The organism is Nocardioides sp. S-1144 (genome assembly GCF_005954645.2).
In the GTDB taxonomy this organism is placed as follows: Bacteria; Actinomycetota; Actinomycetes; order Propionibacteriales; family Nocardioidaceae; genus Nocardioides; species Nocardioides dongxiaopingii.
The window spans coordinates 128980-153012 of sequence record NZ_CP040695.2 but is presented as its reverse complement, the minus strand read 5'-3'; the positions used below and the strand labels follow the sequence as shown (position 1 = coordinate 153012).

Genomic DNA, 24033 nt, shown 5'->3' with positions numbered 1-24033 from the left:
AACGAAGTCGTCGTCCGAGCGTTCACAGGGCATGAGAACCCTCGTCGCCCGCCGCCGACGGCGCCCGCCGGCGCGCACCTCGCCCTTGGCCGGCCCACCCGAGGCCTCGGAGCACGAGCGGCTCCCCCAGGACCTCACCCCGTCCGAGTGGGCGGCGGTGATGGACCTGCTGCGCGACGAGATCGCTCGGGGCTGGGTGCCCCGGCCCTCGGACGTCGAGGCCGCCAGGGCCGTGCTGCAGGTCTCCCGCCGGATCGCGTCCGGACGCCCCGACCGCTGACCACCGACCGCTGACCACCGACGGGCCGGCCCGGCGACGGCGGCACCGGCCGACGGGGGGATCGACCGGACCGCCGCGAGCACGAACCGGGCCGAGGTGGCGCCGGACAGGTCCGCACCGCCAGCGCGCCGTTCCAGGGTCGGCCCACGCCGAGACCACCTGCGTCCTTGCACCGCGATCGGCGGAGCGCAACCGATCGACTCACCCGACAGTCGATGTCGGTTGCGTTCGACGACGATGAGTGTGGCGTCGAGCCAGGGTCGGTACGCCACATCCGCATCGCGCACACCACAGGAGGAACCGTGAAGCTCCTTCTCACGTCCGGCGGCGTCACGAACGCGAGCATCCGCGAGGCGCTGGTCGATCTCTTGGGCAAGCCGATCGCCGACTCCTCTGCCCTCTGCATCCCCACGGCGCAGTACGGGCACCCTGCGGTCGGCCCCGGCGTCCGAACCTGGCAGTTCATCAGCGGCAACGCCGACAACCCCATGGTCGACCTGGGCTGGCAGTCCGTCGGTGTGCTGGAGCTGACCGCGCTGCCCAGCATCGACCAAGCGAGCTGGGTGCCCCTGGTCAGGGAGACAGACGTGTTGCTGGCGGCGGGCGGCGACGTCCTCTACCTGTGTCACTGGATGCGGGAGTCCGGACTGGCTGACCTGCTCCCCTCGCTCACCAGGACGACCTGGGTCGGCCTGAGCGCTGGGAGCATGGCGATGACTCCCGAGGTCGGGGAGGACTTCATCCAGTGGCGGCCGCCGAACGGTGACGACCGCGCGCTCGGCCTCGTCGACTTCTCGATCTGTCCGCACCTGGTTGAGGACGGTGAGCCGGGCAACTCCATGGCAGAGGCAGAACGATGGGCGGCCGGCATCTCGGGACCCGATGAGGATCCGGACGCGCGTCCGTGGAGCGCTCGGCCTCTTCGGCGACGGCGTCGGTCGCCTCGATGACGAGGACCTGGAGCTGGCTCAAGCGCTGGTGCACGTGGCCAGCGTGGCCATCATCAACGAGAAGTCCGCAGCCGACCTCGAGACCGTCAACACCCAGCTCCAGCGCGCCTTGGACAGCCGCGTCGTGTTGGAGCAGGCCAAGGGCATCGTCGCCAACGCAGGCGAGGTGAACGTCCGCGACGCCTTCGTCCTGCTCCGGCACTACGCGCGCGACCATGGCCGAAAGCTCACCGACGTCGCCGCAGAAGTCGTCAGCCGTGACCTGCGCAGCACAACGGTCCTGGAGCACGCTCGCGCACGACTGTCGTAGGAGGACAGATCTCAGCAGAAGGATCAGGGACAGCGCCGTGCTCGCTCGCGGCGATGCGAGACCGGTGCCGGTGGCCTCGAGGGTGGCGCCGTGGTCCTGCGAGCGCCTACTGGTTCAGACACTCAGCGCGAACCTGCCGCCGATGGGATCACGGCCCGGCGAGGATGCGCCCCGCTGACCTGGCCTGAGGCGCACGCCGGCTCGGCTGCTCCGAAGGCAACAGCCCCACCCAGACGATGCCTGGATGGGGCCGTCGCTCGTCGTGACCGAGCGCGAAGGGTCAGCGTGCCGCGTGGTCCCTGACCTCGGCGTCGTAGAAGTCGCGGCTGCCGGCCTTGGCCAGTCCGCGCGCGATCATGTAGCCGATGGTCAGGTACGTGATGTAGCGCATCGCCTCGGAGCCACCGAACGAGTCGCCGCCCGGTGCGTCGCCGTTGTCTCCGATGACCACCGCGGTGATGACGACGGCGATGACCGCGGCGACGTAGGCGTAGAGCTCGGTGCTCTTGGTCGAGGCCTTGGTCTCGGTGCTGATCCGCCGGCCGGTGGCGCGGGCGTCGTGATGGGCAGAATCGTGGGTAGTCATGAAGTCTCATCCTTGGTTCGAGTATGGGTGGCAAGCGCGATGGAGGCCACGAGAACGCAGCGACACGACCCGTAGGTGGGAGGCATGTCTGCGTGCGTTGACATCGACGTCAACCGGCGTCTCCAAACGATCGAATGATCGATTCGTCGGGGACCGGGACGAACGAGCACTCCGACCCTAGGGCAGGGACGCCGCCGAGGCGACCCGCACGGGCGCAAACACCCCTGGGGATGACGACCTGGTTGTCGCCGAGCTCCGCGTGGAGGCAGGAGAGTGCGACCCCAGGTCAGTCGCGCCGGACGACCTCGTCACCGTCAAGTAGCCCGCGGTGCACGCCCCACAGGACTGCCTGCGAGCGCGAGTCGACCCCCATCTTGCGGTAGGCCAACCTGATGTAGGTCTTGACGGTGGTGATGCCGAGGTGCAGCTCAGCGGCGATCTCGTGGTTGCTCCAGGCGTTCGTGATCAGGTGGAGCACCTCCCGCTCGCGCCCTGAGAGGGTCTCGAGGCCGGCCAACCTGGCGGGATCCCCATACAGGTTCCGCGGCCCGAGGTAGGTGTTCACGGCGGCGACCTGTTGCCCAGGGCGCTCGCCGGAGCCGGAGGGTCGATCGTCGTTTCGTGTGCCGAGGTCTTGGCAGGTTGCCACTGGGTCCTCCCGGACGGTTTCCCCGACTCGGGGAGGTTGGTCCGTCCTGGACGGAACTGGGCCACACGAGCCGGGCGCTTGCAGATGGGCGCCACGGAGTCCGGGTGACGAGAGTTCGTCGAACGCAATCGAACGTACCGCACGATGCCGGTCGAGAACAGCGACGGGACCTCGGACTACTGGCGAGGCTGGGACCCATCGACCCGCAGACGGTCGGGATTGCGTCGCTCAGCCGAGCCGCCCGACCAGGCGGCCGCCATCCATCCTCGACCCACTCCGGTGTCGTCGTGCCGGCGATCCTGCCCCCCCGGGTTGTCGCTCGGGCCGCGAAGTCGTGGACGAACGAGGCCGCCACCGGACGCCTCCCGGGAGAGGTGGGGGCGGCGTCCAAGGTAACCGCACCAGCCCGCGACCGGTGACGGGCCGAACCCCTGGCCCGGGCCCGGGCCAGGGCGCAACGTCACTCGCGCCCGCCGGGCCGAAGGATCTCGCGAGCCAGGTCACCGTCGCTGACACCTCCCCGTCGAGCTGACTGCTCGATCAGGTCCCGCGCGGTCTCGCGGTCGATGCCGTGCCTGGTCATGAGGACGCCGGCCGCTCGAGTGACGTCATTCTGGTCGCGAAGTACGCGCGGAGCGCGCTCGGCGTCGCGGCGGGTCCGGAAGCCCAGGTCGGCGTTGGTGACCGCCTCGTGTGCGCGGGCGCCGAAAATCGCCGCGACCTCGTCGTGGTGGCCCTTGAAGGCGTCGGTCCGTGAGGCGTACAGATTGACCGTCCCGGCAACCTGGTGCGCAACGACGAGCGGCAGTGTCAACGTGCTGGCCACGTTGTGGGCGGCGGTGCTCGCGGCGAAGAGCTCCCAGCGGCGCTCGTCGGTGGGGTCGTCGGCGTTGTACTCCAGCATCTCCCCCTCGTGGGCACCGCTGTCGCACGGTCCGCCATCCAGGTACTGGACGCTGTCGAGTGCCGCAAACTCCCTCGAGGTCGCCTCCAGGGTGAAGGTCACCCCGTGCTTCATCGAGGCCAGGCTCAACCCGACGCAGCTGGGCACCACCTTGCGAACCTCCTCGGCCCGTTCGAGGAGGTAGTCACGCAGGTCGGTGTCGATCCCGAGGGACCTGAACTCCTCGAACACCTCCCCGGTCGCGGCGATCGGCTCCATGCCGGTGACCTCAGACCGACCGGAACGCGTCGTGGCCGTCGTGGCCGCCGCGGGTGTCTCGGTGCGCGTGCATGGCGGGAGTCCCTTCCGCGGTTGGACACCAAGCCGACCCCGTCCTGGCTGGCCGACGTGACGTCAGGCCCCAGGATGCTGACTCCCTGCCCCAGGGTGCACCTCCGCGGGGGTGACCCCCCGCTCGGTTCCGGCATCCGCGCGAAGGGCTGGATCGAGCAGCGCGCCGAGACCCTGGGCACCCTGACGGTCGGGCAGCCAGTGCCTCCGCGAGCCCCACCGCCCCAGCGACGCGACGGTCGGCACCAGTCAAGCGTCGACCACCCTGGTCCGCGCCGGTCGGTCCCGACCCGAGGACAACCGGGCAGCGTGTTCCCCGGTTCGCCTGACGGGAGCCTGGCGACGTGGTGATCTGTCCCCGTGCTGATCAGCCCCCGCCGTCTCTGTGCCTCTCTCGTCGTCCTGGCCGCCACGGCGACCCTCGCCCCTGCCGGCTCGTCGTCGGCCGCGACGGAGGCCCGCCCCACCGTGCGCGTCACGGCCGTGACCGGGTCGGACAGGGTGACCGACGAGGGCACCGAGGTACGGGCGACGTTCACGCTGGCCAACCGGACCGACGTGCGCCAGGCGCCGCGGAGGGCGACGGTCTTCATCGTCGCCACCGACCGTCCGGTCGGGTCGCAGCGGCGCTACCGGGTCGGGGCCACCCGCACCCCGGCCCTGCCGGCGGGCGCGCGCCGGACCGTGCGTGCGTTCGGCACCGTCCCGCCGACGGCGGTGGCGGGCAGCTACCACGTGCGCGTCTGCCTCCCGCCCAGCCCCGGCGGCCGGTGTGCGGTGAGCAGGACCGCGGTCGTGCAGGTCGGCCCCGCCGCCCTCGCCGCCGAGCCCCGGGCCCTGACGTTCACCGGCACGGCCCCGCCGCTCCAGGACGTGCGGATCACCAACGTCGGACAGTCGCGCACGAACCGCGTCACGCTCGCCCTCGGCGGTCCCGACGCCGCGGCCTTCACGACCTCAGAAGGCACGTGCGGGCCCTGGCTGGTGCCCGGCGCCTCCTGCACGGCCCAGGTGGGCCTCGCGCCCGGGGGCGACCCGACCCGCACCCGGACGGCGTCCCTGGTCGTCGCCGGCGGCGGCCGCGGCGCCACCACCGTCCCGCTCGAGGCCACGGCGGCACCGACCGGCCTCTCCATCAGCCCGGCCGCGTGGGACTACGGCTCCGTCACCATCGGTCAGACGGCCACCCGCACGTTCAGGCTCGTCAACGGCGGCGACACCGACCTGCCGCTCACCCGGGGGGATCTCAGCGACTACGGCAACTTCCTCTTCGACTACGTCGAGGGTGAGAACACCTGCCTCCAGAACGTGATCCCGGCGCACGGCTTCTGCACCTTCAGCGTGGCGTTCGCGCCGACGGCGACCGGGCCGCTGGCCACGACCGCGACGTTCGGAGGCGGCGAGCTCACCGCGACCAGCGAGCTGACCGGCACCGGCGTCGGCCCCGCGGTCCGTCCCACCGCCCGCGCCGGTCGTCCGTACGCCGTCGACCGCTCCTGACCCCGCGCTCGCCCCGCTCGCCCGGGCACACGGCCGGGCTGAGGAGGCGGAGGGGCCGTCGCCTCACACCTGGTCGAGGAAGAACCCGTGCCGGGCCAGGGGTGCGACGAGCTCGCGCTCCTCGTAGGCGAAGTGCGACAGCAGCGTGTCCTCGAGCAGGTCGAGAGCGGCCTCGAGCGGGTCGAGGTCCGAGGGGTGCTGGACGAGGTGGACCAGGGCCGCGTCGAGCTCCTCGAGGACGCCGTGGATCAGGTGGTGCTCGGCGTCGAGTCGTTCGACGACGGGTGCGAGGTCGGGCTGCTCGGCCACGAGGTGCGGGAAGACCTGGCCGGTCTCCATCGTGTGGTGCTGGGTGAGGGCGAGGCACTGGGCCTGGCAGATGCCGCCCAGGGTCCAGCTGTTGGCGCGGACGGCCATGTCGTTGACGGCCGATCGTGCCGCGCCGATCGCGGCGACGCCGGCCCGCACCTGGCCCACGACGTCGCGCACGTGGTCGATCTCGGCCCGGTGGTGTCCGTGCACCTCGAGCAGGTGGTTGGCGACCGCCCGGCCACGCGGGCCGAAGGTCACCGACGGGTCGGGCTCGGCACCGCTCGGGCGGGTCTCCGGGTCGAGCACGCTGCGCGTGCTGCGGCGCACGGCGGGTGGTGGGGTGGGCCGGACGCCGGTGCGCAGCTCCACCCAGTCGTCCACCACGCCATTGTCGCTGCTCGACCTACGCGCTGGTGGCCAGGTCCCCGGCCAGCGTCGAACAGGGCTGATGAGACCGGGCGAGAACCCAGTTCGCAGGCCCGCGCTCCTCCTGCCCGTTCAGTGCCGCTCCCGTCGGGGCGGACAGCGACTACTCGCGCACCTGCTCGACGTCGTCCAGCGCGCGCTCGGTCTCCGTCTCGGGTACGGAGGAGTCGGCAGCGTCGGTCAGCTCGGGCTCAGGCGTGCTGCTCATGCCCTGCTCATCACGACGGGTTCTGGGCGGGTTCGGTCTCGTCCGGGTCAGCGGCCGGAGCCGGGGGCTCGGGGACGCCCGGGTCCTCGCCAGGTGCGGCCTCGGGCTCGACGACCCCTGGATCCACGGGAGAAGTGGTCATGACGGTGACGGTAGGGGCGTGCCTGGTCATGGCGCTCCACCCGCGCGGTGGACCCTCGTCCCGCCGCCGGCGTCGACCATCGGCGTCGACGTCCGAGCTCATCGGGCCGAGTCGGCCGGCTTCCACACCGGGGTGTCACCTGCGGGCAGCTCGACGAAGTCGGGCAGCCCCCGGAGCGCCTGCTCCTCGCCGCCGGGTGTGTAGGTCGCGATCAGGCGCAGCGCCTTCCAGCCGGTGTTGAACGTCGAGTGCGGCGTGCCCCTGGGCACCCAGATCGTGTCGCCGGCGACGATCTCGAACTCCGGCCCGTCCCCCACCGTCTGGCGACCGGTCCCCTCGATCACGTAGAGGACCTCGTCGGCCCCCGGGTGCTCGTGGCGGTCGTGACCCTGGGTGGGGTTGATGACGACCTCGCCGAACGACGAGGTGGCCCCCGGCACGGTGTCCGGGGAGACGAACCACTTGATGGATCCCCAGTCGAGGACCATGGTCGTCAGGTCCCGTGGCTTCCTGTGCACGATGCTCTCCTTCGCAGACGGTGGGTGGTGCGTCAGACCGGAAGACTCTTGAACAGCCGCAGCTGGTCGGCGATCGCGCGCTCGTTGGGCAGGCGCTCCATCGACGAGGCGCCGAAGAACCCGACCACGCCGCTGGTGCGCTCGAGGACGGTGCGCACGTCGTCCGGCTCGGCGATCGGACCTCCGTGGCACAGCACGATGACCTCCGGGTCAACGGCGTGGGCGGCGTCGCTCATCGCCTGCACCCGGTCGATGGCCTCGTCGAGGGAGATCGCCGTGGCCGCGCCGATCGAGCCCTTGGTGGTCAGACCCATGTGGGGCACCAGGACGTCCGCGCCGGCCTCGGTCATCGCCCTGGCCTGCTCGACGTCGAAGACGTAGGGCGCCGTCAGCAGGTCCCGCTCGGCGGCCAGCCGGATCATCTCGACCTCCAGGTCGAAGCCCATCCCGGTCTCCTCCAGGTTGGCCCGGAACACCCCGTCGATGAGACCCACCGTCGGGAAGTTCTGGACGCCGGTGAACCCCGTCCGGGCGATCTCGTCCAGGAACTGCGGCATGAGGCGGAACGGGTCGGTCCCGCAGACGCCGGCGAGGACCGGCGTGCGCTCGATGACCGGCAGCACCTCGGCGGCCATCTCCATCACGATCTTGTTGGCGTCGCCGTACGGCATCATCCCGGCCAGCGAGCCGCGCCCGGCCATCCGGAACCGCCCGGAGTTGTAGATGATGATCAGGTCCGCGCCGCCCATCTCGGCGGACTTGGCGGACAGACCGGTCCCGGCACCGGCCCCCACGACGGGCAGGTCCTGCGCGACCTGGCTCCGGAGGGCCTGGAGCGCCTCGGTGCGGTTCATGCGTTCTCTCCTTCGACGAGCGTGTGCAGCCGCTGCGCCATGGCGACTGCGAACTGGGGATCGTTGATGTTCTCCTCGCGGACCACGACCTCGATGCCGGTCCCGGCGAGTGCCTCCCGGAGCGCCGTGACGGCGGCCTGGTCGGCCTCCTGGTCCCAGAAGGGCCCGTCGACGGCGTCGATCGCCGACGTGCCGCCCACCGGGACGAAGACGACGGTGGGGCCGGTGCTGCGCGCCAGTCGTTCTCCGATGGTGCGGCCGATGGAGCGTGCCTCGTCGGCCGTGGTCCGCATCAGGGTCACGGTGTCGTTGTGCACCAGCAGGGTGCGCTCGTCGAACTGGTCCGGCACCGAGGCGCGCGGCCCGAAGTTCACCATGTCGACGGCACCCAGGCTGACCACCTGGGGCAGCCCGAGCTCGGCGGCGGCGGTGAGCCGGCCGGGACCGGCCGAGAGCACACCGCCCACGACCTCGTCGGCGATCTCGGTCGTCGTCAGGTCGAGGACGCCGGCGAAGTAGCCGCTGCGGACCAACGACTCCATCGCCCGACCGCCCGAGCCAGTCGCGTGGAAGACGATGACGTCGTAGCCCGAGGCCTCGAGCTCGACCTTGGCGGTCTCGACGGCCGGCGTGGTGACCCCGAACATGGTCGCGGCGACGAGCGGGCGGTCGACGGCGTCCGCGGGCTCGGACCGTGCCGCGGCGTAGGCGCGGGCCATCGCGCCGGTCGCCACCGCCGCGTTGCGCAGGATCTCGCGCGAGATCACGTTGAGGCCGGCGAGGTCGACCACGCTGTGCATCAGGGTCAGGTCGGTCTCCCCGACGTAGGCCGAGACGTCGCCGCTGGCCATCGTCGACACGAGCAGCTTCGGCATGCCGACCGGCAGCACGCGCGCGACCTCGGCGACGACCGACGACCCTCCGCTGCCGCCCAGCCCGAGGACGCCCTCGACCTCACCGCGCCCCACGAGGCCCGTGGTGAGGGCTGCGGCACCCTGGGCCATGGCGCGCAGGGCGGCACCGCGGTCGCCCGCGGACCGCAGGTCAGCGAGCTGGTGACCCGCGGCGGCCGCGACGGTGGAGGCGTCGAGGTCGGGCTCGACCTCGCTGCCGCCGAGCACGCCGACGTCCATCACCAGGACGTCGGACCCGTCACGCTGCAGACGGTCGCGGACGAACGCGACCTCGGCACCCTTGGTGTCGAGGGTTCCTACGACGAGCACTGCCACGGTCGATGTCCTCCTGCCGACGGCGCGACTTGCCCGCGCCGTGTCCGAGCACCAACACTGTGGCCCAGGAATTGGCCCGGCAAGGGCCAATGCGACCGGCAATGGTCCAAAGGTGGAGGTGCGCCACGAACACCACGGGCCGCATCACGCGCCTGCTGGCGGGGTGGGAGTCCGGGAGCGGCCCCCTCGCGCAGCGCCTGGCCGCCGCGGTCACCGACCTCGTCGACCAGGGCGACCTCCGCGACGGCGACACGATGCCGTCCGAGCGCTCGCTCGGCGCCGCACTCATGATCAGTCGCGGGACGGTGACGGAGGCCTACAACCTGCTGCGGGACGCCCAGGTGGTCGAGAGCCGGGTCGGCAGCGGGACGTTCGTCACGTCGGTCGGTGGTCGCGGTGGGGGCGGTCCTCGGGGCGACGCGCGGCTCACCAGCTTCGGCAGCCACCCGGTGCCGCGACGCCACGACCTCTCCAGCGGCGCGCCGGGGGGCCTCGACCTCGTGGTCGAGCACAGCGACCGGGTGCTGCGGCAGGCGCGGCTCGCCGACCTGGTCGCGGACGACGGCTACGAGCCGGCCGGCCTGCTCGAGCTGCGTGAGGCGCTCGCCGGCTACTACGCCGACCTCGGGGTCGCGACGTCGGCGGAGGAGGTCCTGGTCACCTCGGGATCCCAGCAGGGCCTGGCGATGGTCGCGGCTGCCCTGGTCCGGCCCGGCGACGTCGTCCTGGTCGAGGACCCGTCCTACCGGGGCGCGCTGGACGCGTTCCGCGCGCAGGGTGCCCGGCTGGTGCCGGTCCCGGTCGACCACTCCGGCCCGGACCTCGAGGTGCTCGAGCGGCTGGTCCGCCAGCTCAAGCCGCGCCTGTTCTACTCGCTGCCGATCGCCCACAACCCGACCGGCTCGGTAATCACTCCCGCCAGGGCCGCCGGCCTGACCCAGATCCTCTCGGGGTCGCGGACCATCCTGCTCGAGGACGGGTCCCCCGCCGACCTCATGCTCGACGCGGACCGCCCACCGACGCCGGTCGGTCACGGACTGCCGCCGGAGCAGTGGGTCGCCCTCGGCTCGGTGTCGAAGCTCTTCTGGGGCGGGCTGCGGATCGGGTGGATCCGTGCCCGATCCTCGTTCCTGGATCCGCTGGTCCGCGCCAAGGCCGTCGCCGACCTCGGGAGCTCGCCACTCACGCAGCTGGTGGCCGCGTCCTGCTTGTCCGTGGTCGACGAGGCTCGCGCCGCGCGCCGGCGCCAGCTGGAGACCGGCTACGCGGCGGCCGCCGCGATCCTGAACGCCGACGCACCGGAGTGGTCCTTCACGCGGCCCGGCGGCGGCAGCGGGCTCTGGGTGCGCGTCCCCGGCCTGGACGCCTCGGCGTTCGGGCAGCACGCGCGACGTCACGGGATCCTCGTCAGCCCCGGTCCCGTGTTCTCGGCCGTCGAGGGGTGTCGCGAGTACCTGCGGATCCCTTTCTGGCGCGAGCCCGACGCGCTTGGTGACGGCCTGACCGACCTGATCGCGCTGTGGCGCGATCACCAGCGAGCCCCCACCCTCGGCACCACCGCCGGTCCGAGGCACCCGTCGCCGTGACCGCGTCCTGGGTCGCGACGCACCGGTTCTGCTTCGAGATGTCGGTGGCCGGGTCTAGGCTCGCACCGCAGGTCACCAGGGCCGCCGGAGAGGAGAACCACCGTGGGTTCCGATGCCTTGGCCATCGCTGCCGCCGTGGCCTTCCTGGTGGCGGTGCTCGTCGTCGTGTTCCTCCCCCTCGTCATCCTCGCGAGGCGGGACCGGAAGCGGGGCACGAAACGGCGCTCCGGCAACGGCGACTCGAGCATCTCCAGCTCGATGAACGACATCATCAACCTGAGCTGAGTTCCGGCTCGGTCGCCGCACGGTGACGGCAGTACGCGATCCTGGCGAGGGTCGAGGACCCGAGCAGGACTGGTGAGGGTCAACTGGAAGTCGGTCGTGCAAAGCCTGCCGCCCAGCGAGTTCCATGCGTACTGGGCAACAAGCATCCGTCTCCTAGGCTCGACCCGTGTCTCCCGACGACGTCCGCGAGCTGGCTCGCGAGGCACACGCACGTTGGACGACCCTCGAGATCGTCCACCGGTCCCCAGACGAGGAGCTCCACGCCTGGCTCCGGCACGGCGAGCTCGACGCGGTCCGACTGCCCCGGGGCGAGCGAATCCGCGAGCGCGGCGCACCTCCGTCGAGCTTCCAGCTGCGCGACGTCGAGCCGTACCCGACCAACTACCAGTGGTCGGCGATGCTCGACCCCTACGAGCTGAGCAGCGGGGTGACCATCAGTGACGTCCGCCCCGGCGAGCTGTCCGGGCGCCCCACGGTTGCTTTCACGGCTCGCGCCGAGGAGGGCTACGACCCGATCTGCGCCTGCTGCCCCTTGGTCTTCTCCGAGGTCTCCGAGCGTCTCGAGCGCGGCGACTCATGGCGGGCGCGCCCCGGTGAGGTGCCAGATCACGTCGAGGTGGCGCTCGACCTCGAGATCGGCATCGTGGTCAGCAGCCGCGACCACGGCGGCCGGCTCGCCGACTGGTTCACCAACGAGATCGTGTCCGCGACGTAGCGACCGGTGACTGCCGTCAGACGCCGCCCGGCCGTGCGCGGGTGCTACCCCACGACGCTGACGGCCACGGTGACCGGTCCAGCGATCGTGGCGAGACGGTCGGCCGCGTCGCCCGTCATCCGGCCGAGCACGACGATGCCGGGGAAGTAGGACTGGTCGCCGTGGTAGAGGACGAGGTCGTTGCCGGGCGCGTAGTAGCCGAGGTCTCCGATCTCCGGGTCTGCACCGTCGGGTTGACCCTCCAGCGAGAGCGGTGTGGGGAGGGGGCCGGTCTTCTCGACGCCGCCGTGGTCGGTCATGTTCACGGTCAGGGGCAGCTGCGCGAGCAGGTCTCGTGCGGCGGCGCTGTCGTCGAGCTCGACCTCGACCTGCTGGCCGCTGACGACCAGCCGGAGCCGGCGGTTGCCGGTCTCGGGTCGCTGGCTGCTGTCGGCATCAGCTCCTGGGGGCGGCGGCGTCGCCGGTGAGGACCTGGGCGTCGCGGTCGCCTCGCCAGCCCCCCGCCCGGATGTCGGGGTGCTGCCGCTGGGGGCACCAGGTGTCTCTGGCGTGCTGGTGCCGCCGCACGCGGCCAGCGCCGTCAGCGCGAGCGACGCGAGGCAGGTGAGGACGACGGAGCGGACGCCCTTGCTCATGGTCGGGTCCGGCTCTCTGCCGGCGGTCGGGGTCAAGGCTTGACGAGGATCTTGAGGGCCTCGCGGTCGTCCATGGCGCGGTAGCCGTCGGGGACGTCGTCGAGGTTGATGGTGCGGTCGAACACCCTGCCGGGCTGCACGGTGCCGTCGAGGACCGCGGGCAGGAGCTGCTCGATGTAGGCGCGGGTGGGTGCCGGGCCGCCGGTGAGGGTGATGTTGCCGCCGAACAGCGAGGTGAACCCGACGGGGGCCTCTTCGTACTGCGGCACCCCGACCCGGCTGATCGTGCCGCCGGGTCGGACGACGCCGCAGGCCTGCTCGTAGGCGGGCATGTGTCCGACGGCCTCGAGGACCACGTGGGTGCCGTGACCGCCCGTGAGGTCGCGGACCTTCGCGACGCCTTCCTCGCCGCGCTCGGCGACGACGTCGGTGGCACCGAACTCGCGACCGAGGTCGGTGCGGGACTGGTGGCGTCCCATGAGGATGATCTGCTCGGCGCCGAGCTGCTGGGCCGAGAGCACGGCGAGCAGGCCGACGGCGCCGTCGCCGATGACGGTGACGCTCTTGCCGGCGCTGACACCGCCACGGACGGCGGCGTGGTAGCCGGTTCCGTAGACGTCGGAGAGGGTCAGCAGCGAGGGGACGAGCTCGGAGTCGGGCGCGACGGGGAGCTTGACGAGGGTGCCGTCGGCGAGGGGGACGCGGACGAGCTCGGCCTGGCCCCCCTCCTGGGGCAACGTGTCCCAGAAGCCGCCCTTCTCGCAGGAGGTGTGCAGGCCCGCGCGGCAGAACTGGCAGGTGCCGTCGGAGTAGGCGAAGGGGGCGACGACCAGGTCGCCCTTGGTCAGGGTGGTGACGTCCGCGCCGACCTCCTCGACCACGCCGATGAACTCGTGGCCCATCCGGGCGGGCCCGGCCTTGGCGGGCAGGGAGTGGTAGGGGTGCAGGTCGCTGCCGCAGATGCAGCTCGCGGTGACGCGGACCAGGACGTCGGTGGGCTGCTCGATGATCGAGTCCGGGACGGTCTCGACCCGGACGTCGCCGGCGGCGTACATGAGCGTTGCTCGCATGGTGGTGGTTCTCCTCGGGTGTGGGGACGGGTCTAGCGGGTGGGCGTGTCGGGGCGGGCTCCGAGCACCATCAGCACGGGTTCTGTGACGCCGCCCGGCGGCGGCCCGGGGGCACGCCCGCGAGTGCCGTCACAGCGAGGCGGAGGGCGCCGGCGATCGCCGGTGGGCGCCGCCTCGTGCGAGCCGTCCGTGGCGCCCCAGGAGGATGACCGGGACCAGGACCAGTGCGGCGGCGACCACCCCGACCAGCGCAGGGCTCGCGTCGCCCAACGAGGTGGTCAGCAGCGCCCCGGTCACTGCAGTTCCGACCGCGGTGCCGGCGTTGAACATCGAGGTGGCCATCGCGCTCGGCAGGGTTGCTCCGTCACCGCCGAACCGGACAGCGAGGGCGACCAGCACGGGGTTGGCCGAGAGGCCGACGAGGCCGAGGAGCCCGAACAGCAGCACGGCGGGCACCGTCGAGGTGGCGACCGTCAGGAGCGCGACGGTGACGAGGGTGACGCCCGCGGCCGTGGCCAGGACTGCGAACGGACGGCTCTCCCCGAGGCGACCGCCGGCGAGGTTGCCCACGAAGGTCCCGAGGCCGAACAGCACCAGCGCCAGCGGGACGAGCGAGACGCCGAGACCAGCCCGGCCGCCGAGGAGCGGGGAGACGAAGCTGTAGACCGACATGACGCCGGCGTTGATCGCCGCGCAGGTGAGCAGCACCAACCAGAGCCTCGCGGACCGGAGCGAGGCAACCTCGGCGCGCACCGACGGCCGAGGCCGTGCGTCCGCACCGGTCGGGTCGGCCGGGACCTGACGAGCCACGACGACGGCGGCGAGGACCGCGAGGGCCGCGAGGGCCCAGAAAGGTCCGCGCCACCCGATCGCCTGCCCCGCGACCGCGCCCAACGGGACGCCGACCACCGTGGAGAGCATCCCGCCACCCAGCACGATGCCCAGCGCGGTCGAGGCCCGTCCGGGGCCAGCGATGCGGGCGGCCACGACCGCGGCGACGGCCCAGAAGGTGCCGGTGGCCACGGCGGCGACGAACCGGCTGGCGAGCAGCAACCCGAAGCTCTCCGTCGCTGCGGAGACGACGTGCGCGGCGGCGTACACGGCCAGCGCGGAGGTCAGCAGGACGCGCCGCGACAGCCGCAGCGTCAGCATCGGCAGCACCGGCGCCCCCAGGATCATCCCGACCGCGAAGGTGGTGATCGCCAGGCCCGCGCGGGCCTCCGTCGTGCCGAAGTCGGCCGCAAGCTCGGGCAGCAGACCGGCGACGATGAACTCGGTGGTGCCCATCAAGAAGGTCCCGGCGCCGAGGACGTAGACGACGAACGGCAGCCGGGCCTGCGCGGGACCGGCGCTGCGGTGGGGCCCGGCCGACGGCGTGGGCGCGCTGCCGGATCGCGCGGGCGCAGACGGGGAGGTGGACACGAGGAGACCTTCCAGGACGAGGACGAACGAGGGTGGACCAGGCGGTCCTCAACCTCGTGACCCCAAGTCAACCCGCGTCCGCGGCTGCGCGGGAGTCACTGGTGATGGGTGTACTCACAGGGCACCCTTCGACCCTGCGCGACCCAGCCCGTCGTGCCTAGGCTTGACGGCATGGACAACCGTCAGGAGGTGCGTGAGTTCCTCACCACCCGCCGCGCCCGGATCACCCCCGACCAGGCCGGTCTGCCCACCAGCGGCTCCCGCCGCGTACCCGGGCTACGACGCAGCGAGGTCGCCACCCTCGCCGGGTTGAGCGTGGAGTACTACGCCCGCCTCGAGCGCGGCCAGATCGCCGGCGCCTCCGCCGGCGTCCTCGACGGCCTCGCCCGCGCGCTCCAGCTCGACGAGACCGAGCACGCCCACCTCCTCGACCTGGCCCGCGCCGCCGACGGCATCCCCACCTCCGCCCGAGCCCGCAGGCGCCCGCCGAGCAGGGCCACCTCGCGGCCCAGCCTCCACTGGACCCTCGAGGCGATCACCGACGCCGTCGCCTTCGTCCGCGACCCCCACCAGAACCTGCTCGCCACGAACACCCTCGGCCGCGCCTTCTACACCCCCGTCACCGGCGACCCCCAGCAGCCCCGCGAACAGAGCCCAGGGCGCCCGCCCAACCTCGCCCGGTTCCAGTTCCTCGACCCCGCCTCGCGCGACTTCTACCCCGACTGGGACACCTTCGCCGAGATGTGTGTCGCCAACATGCGCACCGAAGCCGGCCGCGACCCCCACGACCGCGGCCTGCAAGACCTCGTCGGTGAGCTATCGACCCGCAGCGACACCTTCCGCCGGCTCTGGGCCGCACACGACGTGCGCACCCACGGCGCCGGCACCAAGCGCTTCCACCACCCCGTCGTCGGCGAGCTGACCCTCGCCTACGAAGAGCTCGCCATCACCGCCGAACCCGGCCTCGCGCTGTACATCTACACCGCCGAACCCGGCTCACCGTCCCACGACCGACTACGGCTCCTCGCGTCCTGGGCCGCCTCGAACCCCACCGCAACGACCTCGACCACAACACCGTAGGAGCACACATCGTGCACATCACCCGAAGCAGCACCGCCACCGCCAAGGGACCCGCCGACTGGTTCACCGGCGACGTCTACATCGACGCCGTCGCCGCCGCCCCCTCACCGTCGCGGGTCAGCGCCAACCTGGTCCACTTCATGCCGGGCGCCCGCACCCACTGGCACCGCCACCCCCTCGGCCAGACGGTGTTCGTCACCGAGGGCGTCGGGCTCTGCCAACGCCGCGGCGGCCCCGTCGAGACCATCCGTCCCGGCGACCGCGTCCTGTTCGAGGCCGACGAGGAGCACTGGCACGGCGCTGCACCCGACCGCCTCATGGTCCACCTCGCCATCAACGAGGCCGACGACACCCACGACGTCGTCCACTGGCAGCAACCCGTCACTGACGACGAGTACGCCGCCACGTGACCCTGGACGTTCCCGTCAGGGGCGTTGAGGGTCGACCGCAGGCATCGCCGCTGGTTTGACAGGCCGGTGCCTGGGGCGGGGAGGATCGCCGGCCGGGTGACCACACCTCGGGCCCGCACGATCTCGACCACGTCGGGCCGAGCGGTGCGCGACGACCCGATCGACGCACCGCACCCACCAGTCCTGAGATCCGCGGGTTCGGCCGCACGCGGGGACGGCAACGGTGAGACTCCTCACCGGCGCGGCCCGGAACAGACCCGGAGGCGTGGGCGCTGCACAAGACATGACTGATCTCTTCGACCCCCTGACCGTCGGTGCGTGGACGCTGGCGAACCGACTGGTGATGGCGCCACTGACCCGCAACCGTGCCGAGGGCACCGTGCCCGGCGACCTCGCGGTCGAGTACTACTCCCAGCGCGCCTCGGCCGGCCTCATCATCACCGAGGGAAGTCAGCCCACCGCCGAGGGCCAGGGCTACCTGAACACCCCCGGCTTCCACACCCAGCAGCAGATCGCCGGGTGGCGCCGGGTGGCCGAGGGGGTGCACGCGAACGGCGGCCGTATCGTCGCGCAGCTGATGCACGTCGGTCGCATCTCCCACCCCGACAACACCGGCGGCGAGGAGATCATCGCCCCGAGCCCGCTGGCAGCCCCGGACGAGATGTTCACCGCCGAGGGGATGAAGCCGTTCCCGACCCCGCGCGAGATCACCGTCGAGGAGATCCCCTCGATCGTCGAGGGCTACGTGCAGGCCGCACGCAACGCCGTCGCGGCCGGCCTCGACGGGGTCGAGGTCCACGCCGCCAACGGATACCTGATCCACCAGTTTCTGGCGCCTGGTTCCAACCACCGCACCGACGAGTACGGCGGCTCGCCCGAGCACCGTGTCCGCTTCGCCCTCGAGGTCACCCGTGCGGTGGCCGAGGCAATCGGCGCCGACCGGGTCGGCATCCGCATCTCACCCGCCCACAACATCCAGGGCGCCACCGAGGAGGACCCGGCCGATGTCGCCGTGACCTACCGGCTCCTGATCGAGAGCCTCGCCCCGCTCGGACTGGCCTACCTCAGCATCCTCGCCGACCCGAAGCAGGAACTCGTCCAGGAACTACGCGGCTCCTTCGGCGGCGTGGTCTTCGCCAACGACGGCTTCGGCGAGGTCACCACCCGCGAATCGGCACAGGAGATCCTCGACAAGGACCTCGCCGACGCCGTCGCCGTCGGTCGACCCTTCCTGGCCAACCCAGACCTGCCCGCTCGGTGGCGGACCGGCGCCGCGCTCAACGAGCCGAACCCCGACACCTTCTACGGCGGCGGCGCCGAGGGCTACACGGACTACCCGTTCCTCGACAGCTGATCGAGCTGAGCGCCCGACCACGCGGCAGCACCCCGAGACGCTTGGACACGGGGAAGGACGGCGCCTCGCGCCCCGCACACGATCGGCCTCCTGATGCCATCGACCCTGTCCATGGTCACTCGCTGCTGGCGCCTGGTCACCCACGAAGGTTTCGGCCAGACCGACGCCCTGACCGGATGGGAGCCGCGACGGGACACAGGACGGCCCCGGGGACGATGTCCCCGGGGCCTCTGCGTCTGAGGATCGGGACTCGCGTCCCGACCGTCCGAGCTGGCAGGCCACCCCAGCTGGTGAGAAGTCACCTGGCGTGGTGGATCTGCCGCCAAGTGTCCGCTTCCTCGACCGGTGTGACCATGGCCCGATCGGTGGGCCGGCAGATGGTCCAGATTGACTAGAGGGACGAGCCGAACGGTTCGCTGAGATCGTCGCCCGTGGTGCGGTCGGCGGTCGCAACGAGGGTGTAGCCCTCGAGCAGGCCGTGATGGACGCCCCAGAGCACCGCCTGTGTCCGGGTGGCGACGCCGATCTTGCGGTACGAGGTCCGGATGTAGGTCTTCACGGTGTTGATGCCGAGATAGAGGGTTGCGCCGATCTCCTCGTTGGACTTGCCGCTGGTGATGAGACGCAGCACCTGCAGCTCACGCTCCGACAGCTCCGTCGGGTCGCACCCGGCGAGCTCGAACGGGGTGCTCACGGCTCCGACCTCCTCGTGGCCGCGGACACCCGTCGGGCTTCGAGGGGCCATTCCCAGTACTACACCCATCCGGCACCCCGACGGGTGGCGGAGGAGCGTCATCTCACCCAGCTGACTGGGAATCTCTCCTATGGGCACTGTCTCGGTTACCGCGAGCCTCCAGACCCGGGTGGGCGTCCATCCCGCAGGAGGAGCCTTGCGTTGTCGCCGCGTCCCTGGCCCGAAGCGTGAGCCAGGGACACGGCCCTGGGCAGGGTAGGCCGCGATCCGCCGCGGGCATCTCCCTGGGTGTCTGCGCTTCTCGCAGCTCGTGAGAACGAAGCCACACATCCGCTGCGCACTTCGCTTCATCGAACCTCGGGTCGCGCTAGTCGTGCTGCTCTAGCTGGAGGATCCCTCGAGCGAGATCAGGCTCGCTGACCCCACCCCGTCGAGCTGCTTGTTCGATCAACGCTCCGGGCGGTTTCGCGGTCGATGTTGTGCCTACCCGTCAGGACGCCGGTGGCCTGACTGACGCCGACCTGGTCGCGGAGCACCTGCGGGGCGCGTCCGGCGTCGCGGCGGCCAAGACCAGCCTGGGCGCGGTCGGAGACCTGCAGCTTCCGCATCGCCCGGTTGACGTGTGTCTCGACCGTGAACGAGGAGATGAACGAGCGCTCGGCGACCTGATCGTTTGTCTGTCCGTGAACCAACCGGGCCACGATCTCCCGCTCGCGCTCAGTGAGCTCGTTGAGGCTGCGCGTTTCGTCGACGGTCAACTCGATGGGGCAGTAACCTGCTCCGCCGTGCGGGCTAGGTGCCAGACGACGGCGCTTGTTGCAGTTGCCGACAGCGAGGCTCCGCCCGATGCCACTGCTCTCACGGCCCCCACCGGTTCGTGGCGCTCAGCCGACTTACCGAGGGAGCCGTTGGCGCCGGCTTGGAGCGCGACGAGAACGTTGTCGTCCATGTCGAAAGTGGTCAGAAGCAGGATGGCGGTCGCCGCAGTTGCGGGGTCTGTGCGGCGGGGAACCTGGAGCGCGAGGCGCCGGCCGGCCAGCGCAACCCTGTGGGGAGCTGGCCGCTCAGAGCGGGTCTGCCGGACGCGCGCCGGTAGACGACCCTCTGGCGGCGACGGGCGCCTCGGCCCAGGTGGGCCATGATGTCCGAAGTGGGCATCGGCCTACCCGACGAACGGACGTAGACGTGGGTGCCACCGATGATCTCGGCGTAGTTCTGGAGGATTCTCCGGCTGCGGTGCTTGTGGTCGACCTCGGCACGCGGCGGGTGGTGCACGCCAACGACATCGCCAAACAACTTGCCCCGGGTCTGCGCCTGCCGTTGGGGTTGGACGCGTGGTCGGACGCAGCCGAGCTGCGCGACCCTGAGGGCGCCGAGCTGTCCGAGACCGATCACCCGCTGTCACGGGTGGCGCGCTCGGAGTCCGTGGCCGGTCAGGCCGTGTCCGCTGCGCGCCGCAGCGCGATGGGTGCCCGTCGGGAGCCGCTTTGGATGGTTGCGATGTCGATGACGGACGCGCCTATGCTCGATGGCCATGCCTTGGTCGTCCTCATCCCGCTGCGTCACTCGCGGGTGGCTGCGCTGCTGGAGGCCGAGGCCCCGATCGACCGCGAGGCGGTGACCGCCGAGGTCAGTGAGCTGGTCTTCGGTCACGAGCTGCGGGACCGGGCCTTGAACTCGACCGCGCTGGCCGTGACCGTGGCCAATGCCCTGGACGCCGAACAGGCACTCGTGTGGGTCAACCCGGCCTTCACTGCCACGACGGGATACACCGCCGAGGAAGCCGTGGGCCGCAACTGTCGGTTCCTCCAGGGACCCGAGACCGATGCTGCTGGACGTCGCCGGTTGCGGGAGGCCGTCGAGCAGGGCATCTCAGTGAGCGTCACGTTGCTCAACTACCGCAAGGACGGCACCGAGTTCTGGAACCAGGTCGACCTCAGTCCCGTGCGTGACCCCGAGGACCGCATCGCACTACATCGGGATCCAGACCGACGTCACGCAGCGCGTCGAAGCCGAGATCGAAGGTCGACGCGCCCTGGAAGCCGAACGGGAGGCTCGCGCCGAGGCCGAGTCCGCCCGCAGCCGGGTGTCGTTCCTCATCGAGGCGATGAACCAACTGACCGCCACCCTCGACGTCGAGGAGTCAACTGCCCGGTTGCTGTCGTTGGTGGTCCCGTACCTGGCCGACTGGGCCCTGTTGCTGCCCAGCGACCGCTACGACCAGACGCAGCCGACCAGTCGTCACCGCCACGCCGCGCGGCAGAGACAGGTCGAGGACCTCGCCACCGACCTGCCGACTGGTTTCGCCACGCAAGTGGCCTCCGACCTGTTCTCAGGTCACCGCCGGGTCCAGCTCCTCGACTGCGCCGACCCCGCCGACCTCCTGGGCGGGGCCACTGATTCGCAGGCACCGGGTGTGGCAGAACACCTCCGAACCCTGGGAGGAAGCCAGGCCCTGATCATGGCACTCAGTGGTCGCTCGCATATCCACGACATCCTGGTGCTGGTCAGGTCTCCGGGCCGGCAACCGTTCAACGAGCCCGACGTCGACATGGCGCTCGACCTCGGGCGCCGAGCCGGGATGATCCTGGAGAACGCGAGCCTGTACCAGACGCAAGCACGAATAGCCGAGGTGCTCCAACGCAGCCTGCTGCCGGCACTGACCCCCGTCGCCGGCATCGAGTCCGCCGCACGCTACCTCGCCAACGAGAGCAGCGCTGAGATCGGTGGCGACTTCTACGAGCTCCTCGACTTCCACCAAGACGGGCTTGGCATCGCAATCGGTGACGTCAACGGGCACGACATCCTCGCCGCCGCCGCGATGGGGCACCTCAAGGGACTGCTGCGCGCCGCCGCCTTCGAGGACTTCGCCGCACCCGCCGCCGTGCTGGAGAAGGTGGACCGGCTCATCCTGGGGCTCGGCATGCCCACCATCGCCACCGCCGTCTACGCTCACGTGGCCAGGGACGACGACGGCTGGACACTCACGTGGAGCGGGGCCGGCCACCCGCCGTTGGTCCTCCGCCACCCCGACGGTGCGGTCGAGGTCCTGCCCGTCGAGCTCAACGACACCCTCCTCGGGCTCCAGACCGGTCGACGCACCACCCATGAGATCGCGCTACGGCCCGGCACCACCGTCGTTGGTTACACCGACGGCCTGGTCGAACGCCGCGGCGAACCCCTAGACCACTCCCTAGGACGACTCGCCGAAGCCGTCGGGACAGCACCCCACGCGGTCGAGGAGTTGTGCGACCACCTCCTCGACGTCATGAGCCACGGCACCCGCGACGACGACATCGCGCTGCTCGCCGTCACCCTGGGCTGAGCCGCGCCGCAGCGTTCGACTTCAGCCCGCAACGGCCAGTCACGCATGCACGGAACTCCTCGACCTTGAGACCTCGATCAGGACCCGGGTCCCGCTCCGGGAGTGCGTGAGGTTCGCGGCGGCCGAACTGCGGGTCCTGCCCGACCGAGTGGCGCACGCCGATCTCTGGTCGGATGGACAAGCCCAGCGCGAGCTCGTCCGCGAACGCCCGACAGAGACACGGTCGACGTAGCTCGACTGCCGGTGCGGCTCTGCGAGTTCAGGGTCCGCAGCGTCGGCGGCGGCGGACGCCAGGACGTGCACGCCAACTCCTCGCCTGACGAGCCGGTCTTGCTCTTCGCCGCCCCGCCGGGAGCGTTGCTGCGCGGTGGCCCCGGTCCCGGCCCCGGCACGAGGTCGAACCCCGGGACCCAGACCGGTCGAGGGTCCTACAGCCGGCGATCCGGCACGAGGGCCGGACCTGACTGGTTGCCGACCAATCCGCACAGCGCTGTACTCCGAACGCATGGTGGGCTCGCGCTCGGGCCTGGCTGGGGGGTTGCCCGGTCGCGGGCCCAATCCGCCTGATCGCGGCCCGCACCCCAGTTCTGCGGGACCTCGGTCTCGTCGTTCACCGGACGACTGGCAACGACCCAGCCCTCCCACCCGCCGGCTCTGGTCCACCGCCACCCCAGGAGCAAGCCGGACGCCGCCCGCCGGTGTCGATGACCCGCACCCCAGGCAGCATCGGATCGTGAAGAAGCACGTGCTCGAGCGAGCGACGGGCCTGCGTCAGTGTGCGGTGCTGCCGTCGATGCACTGCCGCAACAGGTCGGCGTGGCCACAGTGCCGCGCGTACCACCGCCGGGTCCGCGACCGCGCGTCACCACGTGACCTTGCCACGTCAGCGGTCAGACGCCGCATGCCCGAGCGCGCCCGTACCTGTCGCGGTCTGTTCCCGCCCACTACTCGGCCCCATTCGATTCATCCCTACCCGTGCCCGCGACACCGGAGGTGGTGCGACCCATCAGTGACGAACAGGTCTCGCATGAAGGCGACAGGATCCCTGGATTCGGGCAGAGGCCGCCCACGCGGTCGAGTTGCCGGAGGGATTGTCCGGAGGCGGATCGTCAGGATCATCCGCACCCGGGTTGGGCGGCGCTTCGGCCGGCGGGGCTTCGGGGCGACTCGTGGCCGAGACGCTGGACGCGGGCAACCAACGGGCCGCGTCGTCCAACCCGACGGCGGGCAGCTCGGCGCGAGGGGTGAACCGCTCGGTGGTCATGACGACCTCGGGCGTCGGGCGTCGCGCTGCCCCTGGTCGTAGGACTCGACGCCGCCTTCGAACCATGCCCGCACGGCAAGACCACGAACCGTGTCACACAGATCCGCGCCTGCCTCGATGGCAGCAGCGGCCTGGTGCACCAGGAACAGGACCATCGGATCCCCCGGGGCCGGCCACGGGTTCTCGGTGAGCTGAGCTTCGCGAGGATTTGCCCAGGTCCGCTGGTCGAGGTCCTGCCCGATGACCTTGGCGAGGGCTGCAGTGGCAAGCATGGGCGGGATCGGGGACATCTGGCTCGGCGCACGAGCTGTAGGTCTCGACGGCGCTACGACGTGGACCTGCGCGGCCCAGCCGGCAGACCTCCGCTCCCCCGCGCCCGCCACCGGTCCGTCGTCCGGGACGGCGGCGCGACGTGGGTGCACGGGGTGCACCTCAAGCACCGGGCGCGGTGATCGGTCAGGTGCCACGCGGCGTCGACGGCCCCACGTGACGATCGCGTGTGCGCGCGTGCGGACGCCGAGCTTGCGGTAGGCCCGGTTGAGGAGCTCCTTGATCATGGCCTGCGGAACTTCGAGCCGCTCGGCGATCTCGTGGTTGGCGAGCCCGCTCACGACCAGATCCAGGGCCTCGCGTTCTCGCTCCAGGAACGGGCGGAGTAGGTCCTCGTCGTCGGCGCTCACCATGCGCACCACCACGGGCTCCCGCTCCTCCACACGACCTTGGCGGGGCAGTTCGAGAAACTCAGCACTTCCGACCAGCATCGGAACCCTCCGGATAGGCGAGCTGACCGATCACCCCGGCGCGCAACCAGAGGAGTGAAAGGTCAGACGCGAGGTTGCGCGGATTGCGCACCATCGGGTCCGGGATGGCGTCATCAGGATGACGCCCTCACACTAGGCCCGGGGCAACCCCAGGGCAATGGTTGCCGCTCGTGGTTCCGGAGCGGCTTGTTTCTCCCGGACCGGGTGATCGGACTCCGGTCAGGCTGCACAGCG

General features: G+C 71.3%; 24 protein-coding genes and 1 pseudogene. 12 read left to right on the top strand and 13 right to left on the bottom strand.

Going from position 1 to position 24033, the window contains the following annotated elements:
- Window positions 1-31 precede the first annotated feature (31 nt).
- The 3 genes from FE634_RS00735 to FE634_RS00725 all read left to right on the top strand — a co-directional run bounded on the left by FE634_RS00735 (window position 32) and on the right by FE634_RS00725 (window position 1540).
- The gene (locus FE634_RS00735) at window positions 32-280 is read left to right on the top strand and encodes a hypothetical protein (RefSeq protein WP_138874792.1); all 249 of its coding nucleotides are present in this window, start codon (window positions 32-34) and stop codon (window positions 278-280) included.
- Window positions 281-582: 302 nt separating this feature from the next.
- Window positions 583-1230, top strand: coding sequence for a Type 1 glutamine amidotransferase-like domain-containing protein (locus tag FE634_RS00730; protein WP_138874791.1), 648 nt, complete (start codon window positions 583-585; stop codon window positions 1228-1230).
- Window positions 1231-1273: 43 nt separating this feature from the next.
- Complete coding sequence (locus tag FE634_RS00725; RefSeq protein ID WP_187366780.1) at window positions 1274-1540, top strand: ANTAR domain-containing protein; 267 nt, start codon at window positions 1274-1276, stop codon at window positions 1538-1540.
- 280 nt (window positions 1541-1820) lie between these two features.
- Here FE634_RS00725 and FE634_RS00720 read toward each other — a convergent pair whose 3' ends face one another.
- From FE634_RS00720 to FE634_RS00710, 3 genes are all read right to left on the bottom strand, one after another.
- On the bottom strand, window positions 1821-2126 hold the full coding sequence (locus tag FE634_RS00720) for a hypothetical protein (protein WP_137293014.1): 306 nt from the start codon (window positions 2124-2126) through the stop codon (window positions 1821-1823).
- A 286-nt stretch (window positions 2127-2412) separates the two neighbouring features.
- Complete coding sequence (locus FE634_RS21490; RefSeq protein ID WP_262347527.1) at window positions 2413-2604, bottom strand: LuxR C-terminal-related transcriptional regulator; 192 nt, start codon at window positions 2602-2604, stop codon at window positions 2413-2415.
- Window positions 2605-3235: 631 nt separating this feature from the next.
- A complete protein-coding gene (locus FE634_RS00710) occupies window positions 3236-3937 on the bottom strand; it encodes an ANTAR domain-containing protein (RefSeq protein ID WP_137293016.1) in 702 nt (233 codons plus the stop codon).
- Window positions 3938-4510: 573 nt separating this feature from the next.
- Here FE634_RS00710 and FE634_RS00705 point away from each other — a divergent pair.
- Window positions 4511-5509, top strand: coding sequence for a choice-of-anchor D domain-containing protein (locus FE634_RS00705; protein ID WP_170981493.1), 999 nt, complete (start codon window positions 4511-4513; stop codon window positions 5507-5509).
- Window positions 5510-5572: 63 nt separating this feature from the next.
- Here the strand turns inward: FE634_RS00705 and FE634_RS00700 are convergent, their stop codons facing one another.
- From FE634_RS00700 to FE634_RS00685, 4 genes are all read right to left on the bottom strand, one after another.
- The gene (locus FE634_RS00700) at window positions 5573-6202 is read right to left on the bottom strand and encodes a hemerythrin domain-containing protein (RefSeq protein WP_187366779.1); all 630 of its coding nucleotides are present in this window, start codon (window positions 6200-6202) and stop codon (window positions 5573-5575) included.
- A gap of 493 nt (window positions 6203-6695) precedes the next feature.
- Entirely contained in the window at window positions 6696-7115 is a 420-nt protein-coding gene (locus tag FE634_RS00695) for a cupin domain-containing protein (RefSeq protein ID WP_222847644.1), read from the bottom strand.
- A 32-nt stretch (window positions 7116-7147) separates the two neighbouring features.
- Window positions 7148-7969, bottom strand: coding sequence for a phosphoenolpyruvate hydrolase family protein (locus FE634_RS00690; protein WP_148240241.1), 822 nt, complete (start codon window positions 7967-7969; stop codon window positions 7148-7150).
- Window positions 7966-9198: a Tm-1-like ATP-binding domain-containing protein gene (locus tag FE634_RS00685; RefSeq protein WP_148240240.1), complete on the bottom strand. Its 1233-nt coding sequence runs from the start codon at window positions 9196-9198 to the stop codon at window positions 7966-7968. The genes FE634_RS00690 and FE634_RS00685 overlap by 4 nt, the downstream gene beginning before the upstream one ends.
- 101 nt (window positions 9199-9299) lie before the next feature.
- Here FE634_RS00685 and FE634_RS00680 point away from each other — a divergent pair, with 101 nt between their 5' ends.
- The 3 genes from FE634_RS00680 (at window position 9300) to FE634_RS00670 (ending at window position 11784) form a co-directional block, all read left to right on the top strand.
- Entirely contained in the window at window positions 9300-10784 is a 1485-nt protein-coding gene (locus FE634_RS00680) for an aminotransferase-like domain-containing protein (RefSeq protein WP_187366778.1), read from the top strand.
- A 102-nt stretch (window positions 10785-10886) separates the two neighbouring features.
- A complete protein-coding gene (locus tag FE634_RS00675) occupies window positions 10887-11069 on the top strand; it encodes a hypothetical protein (protein ID WP_138874786.1) in 183 nt (60 codons plus the stop codon).
- 166 nt (window positions 11070-11235) lie between these two features.
- Window positions 11236-11784, top strand: coding sequence for a hypothetical protein (locus FE634_RS00670; RefSeq protein WP_138874785.1), 549 nt, complete (start codon window positions 11236-11238; stop codon window positions 11782-11784).
- Window positions 11785-11828: 44 nt separating this feature from the next.
- On the opposite strand, the gene FE634_RS00665 is transcribed toward FE634_RS00670, so the two are convergent.
- From FE634_RS00665 to FE634_RS00655, 3 genes are all read right to left on the bottom strand, one after another.
- Window positions 11829-12419, bottom strand: a complete 591-nt coding sequence (locus FE634_RS00665) for a cyclophilin-like fold protein (RefSeq protein ID WP_138874784.1) — start codon at window positions 12417-12419, stop codon at window positions 11829-11831.
- Between the two features lie 32 nt (window positions 12420-12451).
- Complete coding sequence (locus FE634_RS00660; protein WP_148240238.1) at window positions 12452-13489, bottom strand: zinc-dependent alcohol dehydrogenase family protein; 1038 nt, start codon at window positions 13487-13489, stop codon at window positions 12452-12454.
- A 129-nt stretch (window positions 13490-13618) separates the two neighbouring features.
- On the bottom strand, window positions 13619-14911 hold the full coding sequence (locus FE634_RS00655; protein WP_222847643.1) for an MFS transporter: 1293 nt from the start codon (window positions 14909-14911) through the stop codon (window positions 13619-13621).
- 171 nt (window positions 14912-15082) lie between these two features.
- Here FE634_RS00655 and FE634_RS00650 point away from each other — a divergent pair, with 171 nt between their 5' ends.
- The 3 genes from FE634_RS00650 to FE634_RS00640 all read left to right on the top strand — a co-directional run bounded on the left by FE634_RS00650 (window position 15083) and on the right by FE634_RS00640 (window position 17755).
- Entirely contained in the window at window positions 15083-15991 is a 909-nt protein-coding gene (locus tag FE634_RS00650; RefSeq protein ID WP_138874783.1) for a helix-turn-helix transcriptional regulator, read from the top strand.
- Between the two features lie 11 nt (window positions 15992-16002).
- Entirely contained in the window at window positions 16003-16401 is a 399-nt protein-coding gene (locus FE634_RS00645; RefSeq protein ID WP_148240237.1) for a (R)-mandelonitrile lyase, read from the top strand.
- Window positions 16402-16684: 283 nt separating this feature from the next.
- Window positions 16685-17755: an alkene reductase gene (locus FE634_RS00640; RefSeq protein ID WP_138874782.1), complete on the top strand. Its 1071-nt coding sequence runs from the start codon at window positions 16685-16687 to the stop codon at window positions 17753-17755.
- Between the two features lie 391 nt (window positions 17756-18146).
- Here the strand turns inward: FE634_RS00640 and FE634_RS21485 are convergent, their stop codons facing one another.
- Both FE634_RS21485 and FE634_RS00630 read right to left on the bottom strand, forming a co-directional pair.
- Window positions 18147-18449 carry a response regulator transcription factor gene (locus FE634_RS21485; RefSeq protein WP_262347526.1) on the bottom strand — a complete coding sequence of 101 codons (303 nt, stop codon included), beginning with the start codon at window positions 18447-18449 and terminating at the stop codon, window positions 18147-18149.
- 407 nt (window positions 18450-18856) lie between these two features.
- Complete coding sequence (locus tag FE634_RS00630; protein ID WP_187366777.1) at window positions 18857-19207, bottom strand: helix-turn-helix domain-containing protein; 351 nt, start codon at window positions 19205-19207, stop codon at window positions 18857-18859.
- A gap of 88 nt (window positions 19208-19295) precedes the next feature.
- Between FE634_RS00630 and FE634_RS21825 the strand changes: the two are divergent.
- Both FE634_RS21825 and FE634_RS21480 read left to right on the top strand, forming a co-directional pair.
- A pseudogene (locus FE634_RS21825) lies at window positions 19296-20360 on the top strand (PAS domain-containing protein); the annotation flags it as partial.
- A 37-nt stretch (window positions 20361-20397) separates the two neighbouring features.
- Window positions 20398-21774, top strand: a complete 1377-nt coding sequence (locus FE634_RS21480; RefSeq protein WP_262347525.1) for a PP2C family protein-serine/threonine phosphatase — start codon at window positions 20398-20400, stop codon at window positions 21772-21774.
- A gap of 1260 nt (window positions 21775-23034) precedes the next feature.
- On the opposite strand, the gene FE634_RS00610 is transcribed toward FE634_RS21480, so the two are convergent.
- Window positions 23035-23799 carry a helix-turn-helix domain-containing protein gene (locus FE634_RS00610; protein WP_138874778.1) on the bottom strand — a complete coding sequence of 255 codons (765 nt, stop codon included), beginning with the start codon at window positions 23797-23799 and terminating at the stop codon, window positions 23035-23037.
- Window positions 23800-24033: the final 234 nt, after the last annotated feature.

What these genes read in the sequence shown, in the direction of transcription:
- FE634_RS00735 (WP_138874792.1), top strand. Translation starts at nt 32, where the DNA reads ATGAGAACCCTCGTCGCCCGCCGCCGACGGCGCCCGCCGGCGCGCACC.
- FE634_RS00720 (WP_137293014.1), bottom strand. Translation starts at nt 2,126, where the DNA reads ATGACTACCCACGATTCTGCCCATCACGACGCCCGCGCCACCGGCCGG.
- FE634_RS00710 (WP_137293016.1), bottom strand. Translation starts at nt 3,937, where the DNA reads ATGGAGCCGATCGCCGCGACCGGGGAGGTGTTCGAGGAGTTCAGGTCC.
- FE634_RS00690 (WP_148240241.1), bottom strand. Translation starts at nt 7,969, where the DNA reads ATGAACCGCACCGAGGCGCTCCAGGCCCTCCGGAGCCAGGTCGCGCAG.
- FE634_RS00680 (WP_187366778.1), top strand. Translation starts at nt 9,300, where the DNA reads ATGGTCCAAAGGTGGAGGTGCGCCACGAACACCACGGGCCGCATCACG.
- FE634_RS00665 (WP_138874784.1), bottom strand. Translation starts at nt 12,419, where the DNA reads ATGAGCAAGGGCGTCCGCTCCGTCGTCCTCACCTGCCTCGCGTCGCTC.
- FE634_RS00660 (WP_148240238.1), bottom strand. Translation starts at nt 13,489, where the DNA reads ATGCGAGCAACGCTCATGTACGCCGCCGGCGACGTCCGGGTCGAGACC.
- FE634_RS00650 (WP_138874783.1), top strand. Translation starts at nt 15,083, where the DNA reads ATGGACAACCGTCAGGAGGTGCGTGAGTTCCTCACCACCCGCCGCGCC.
- FE634_RS00640 (WP_138874782.1), top strand. Translation starts at nt 16,685, where the DNA reads ATGACTGATCTCTTCGACCCCCTGACCGTCGGTGCGTGGACGCTGGCG.
- FE634_RS00610 (WP_138874778.1), bottom strand. Translation starts at nt 23,799, where the DNA reads ATGCTGGTCGGAAGTGCTGAGTTTCTCGAACTGCCCCGCCAAGGTCGT.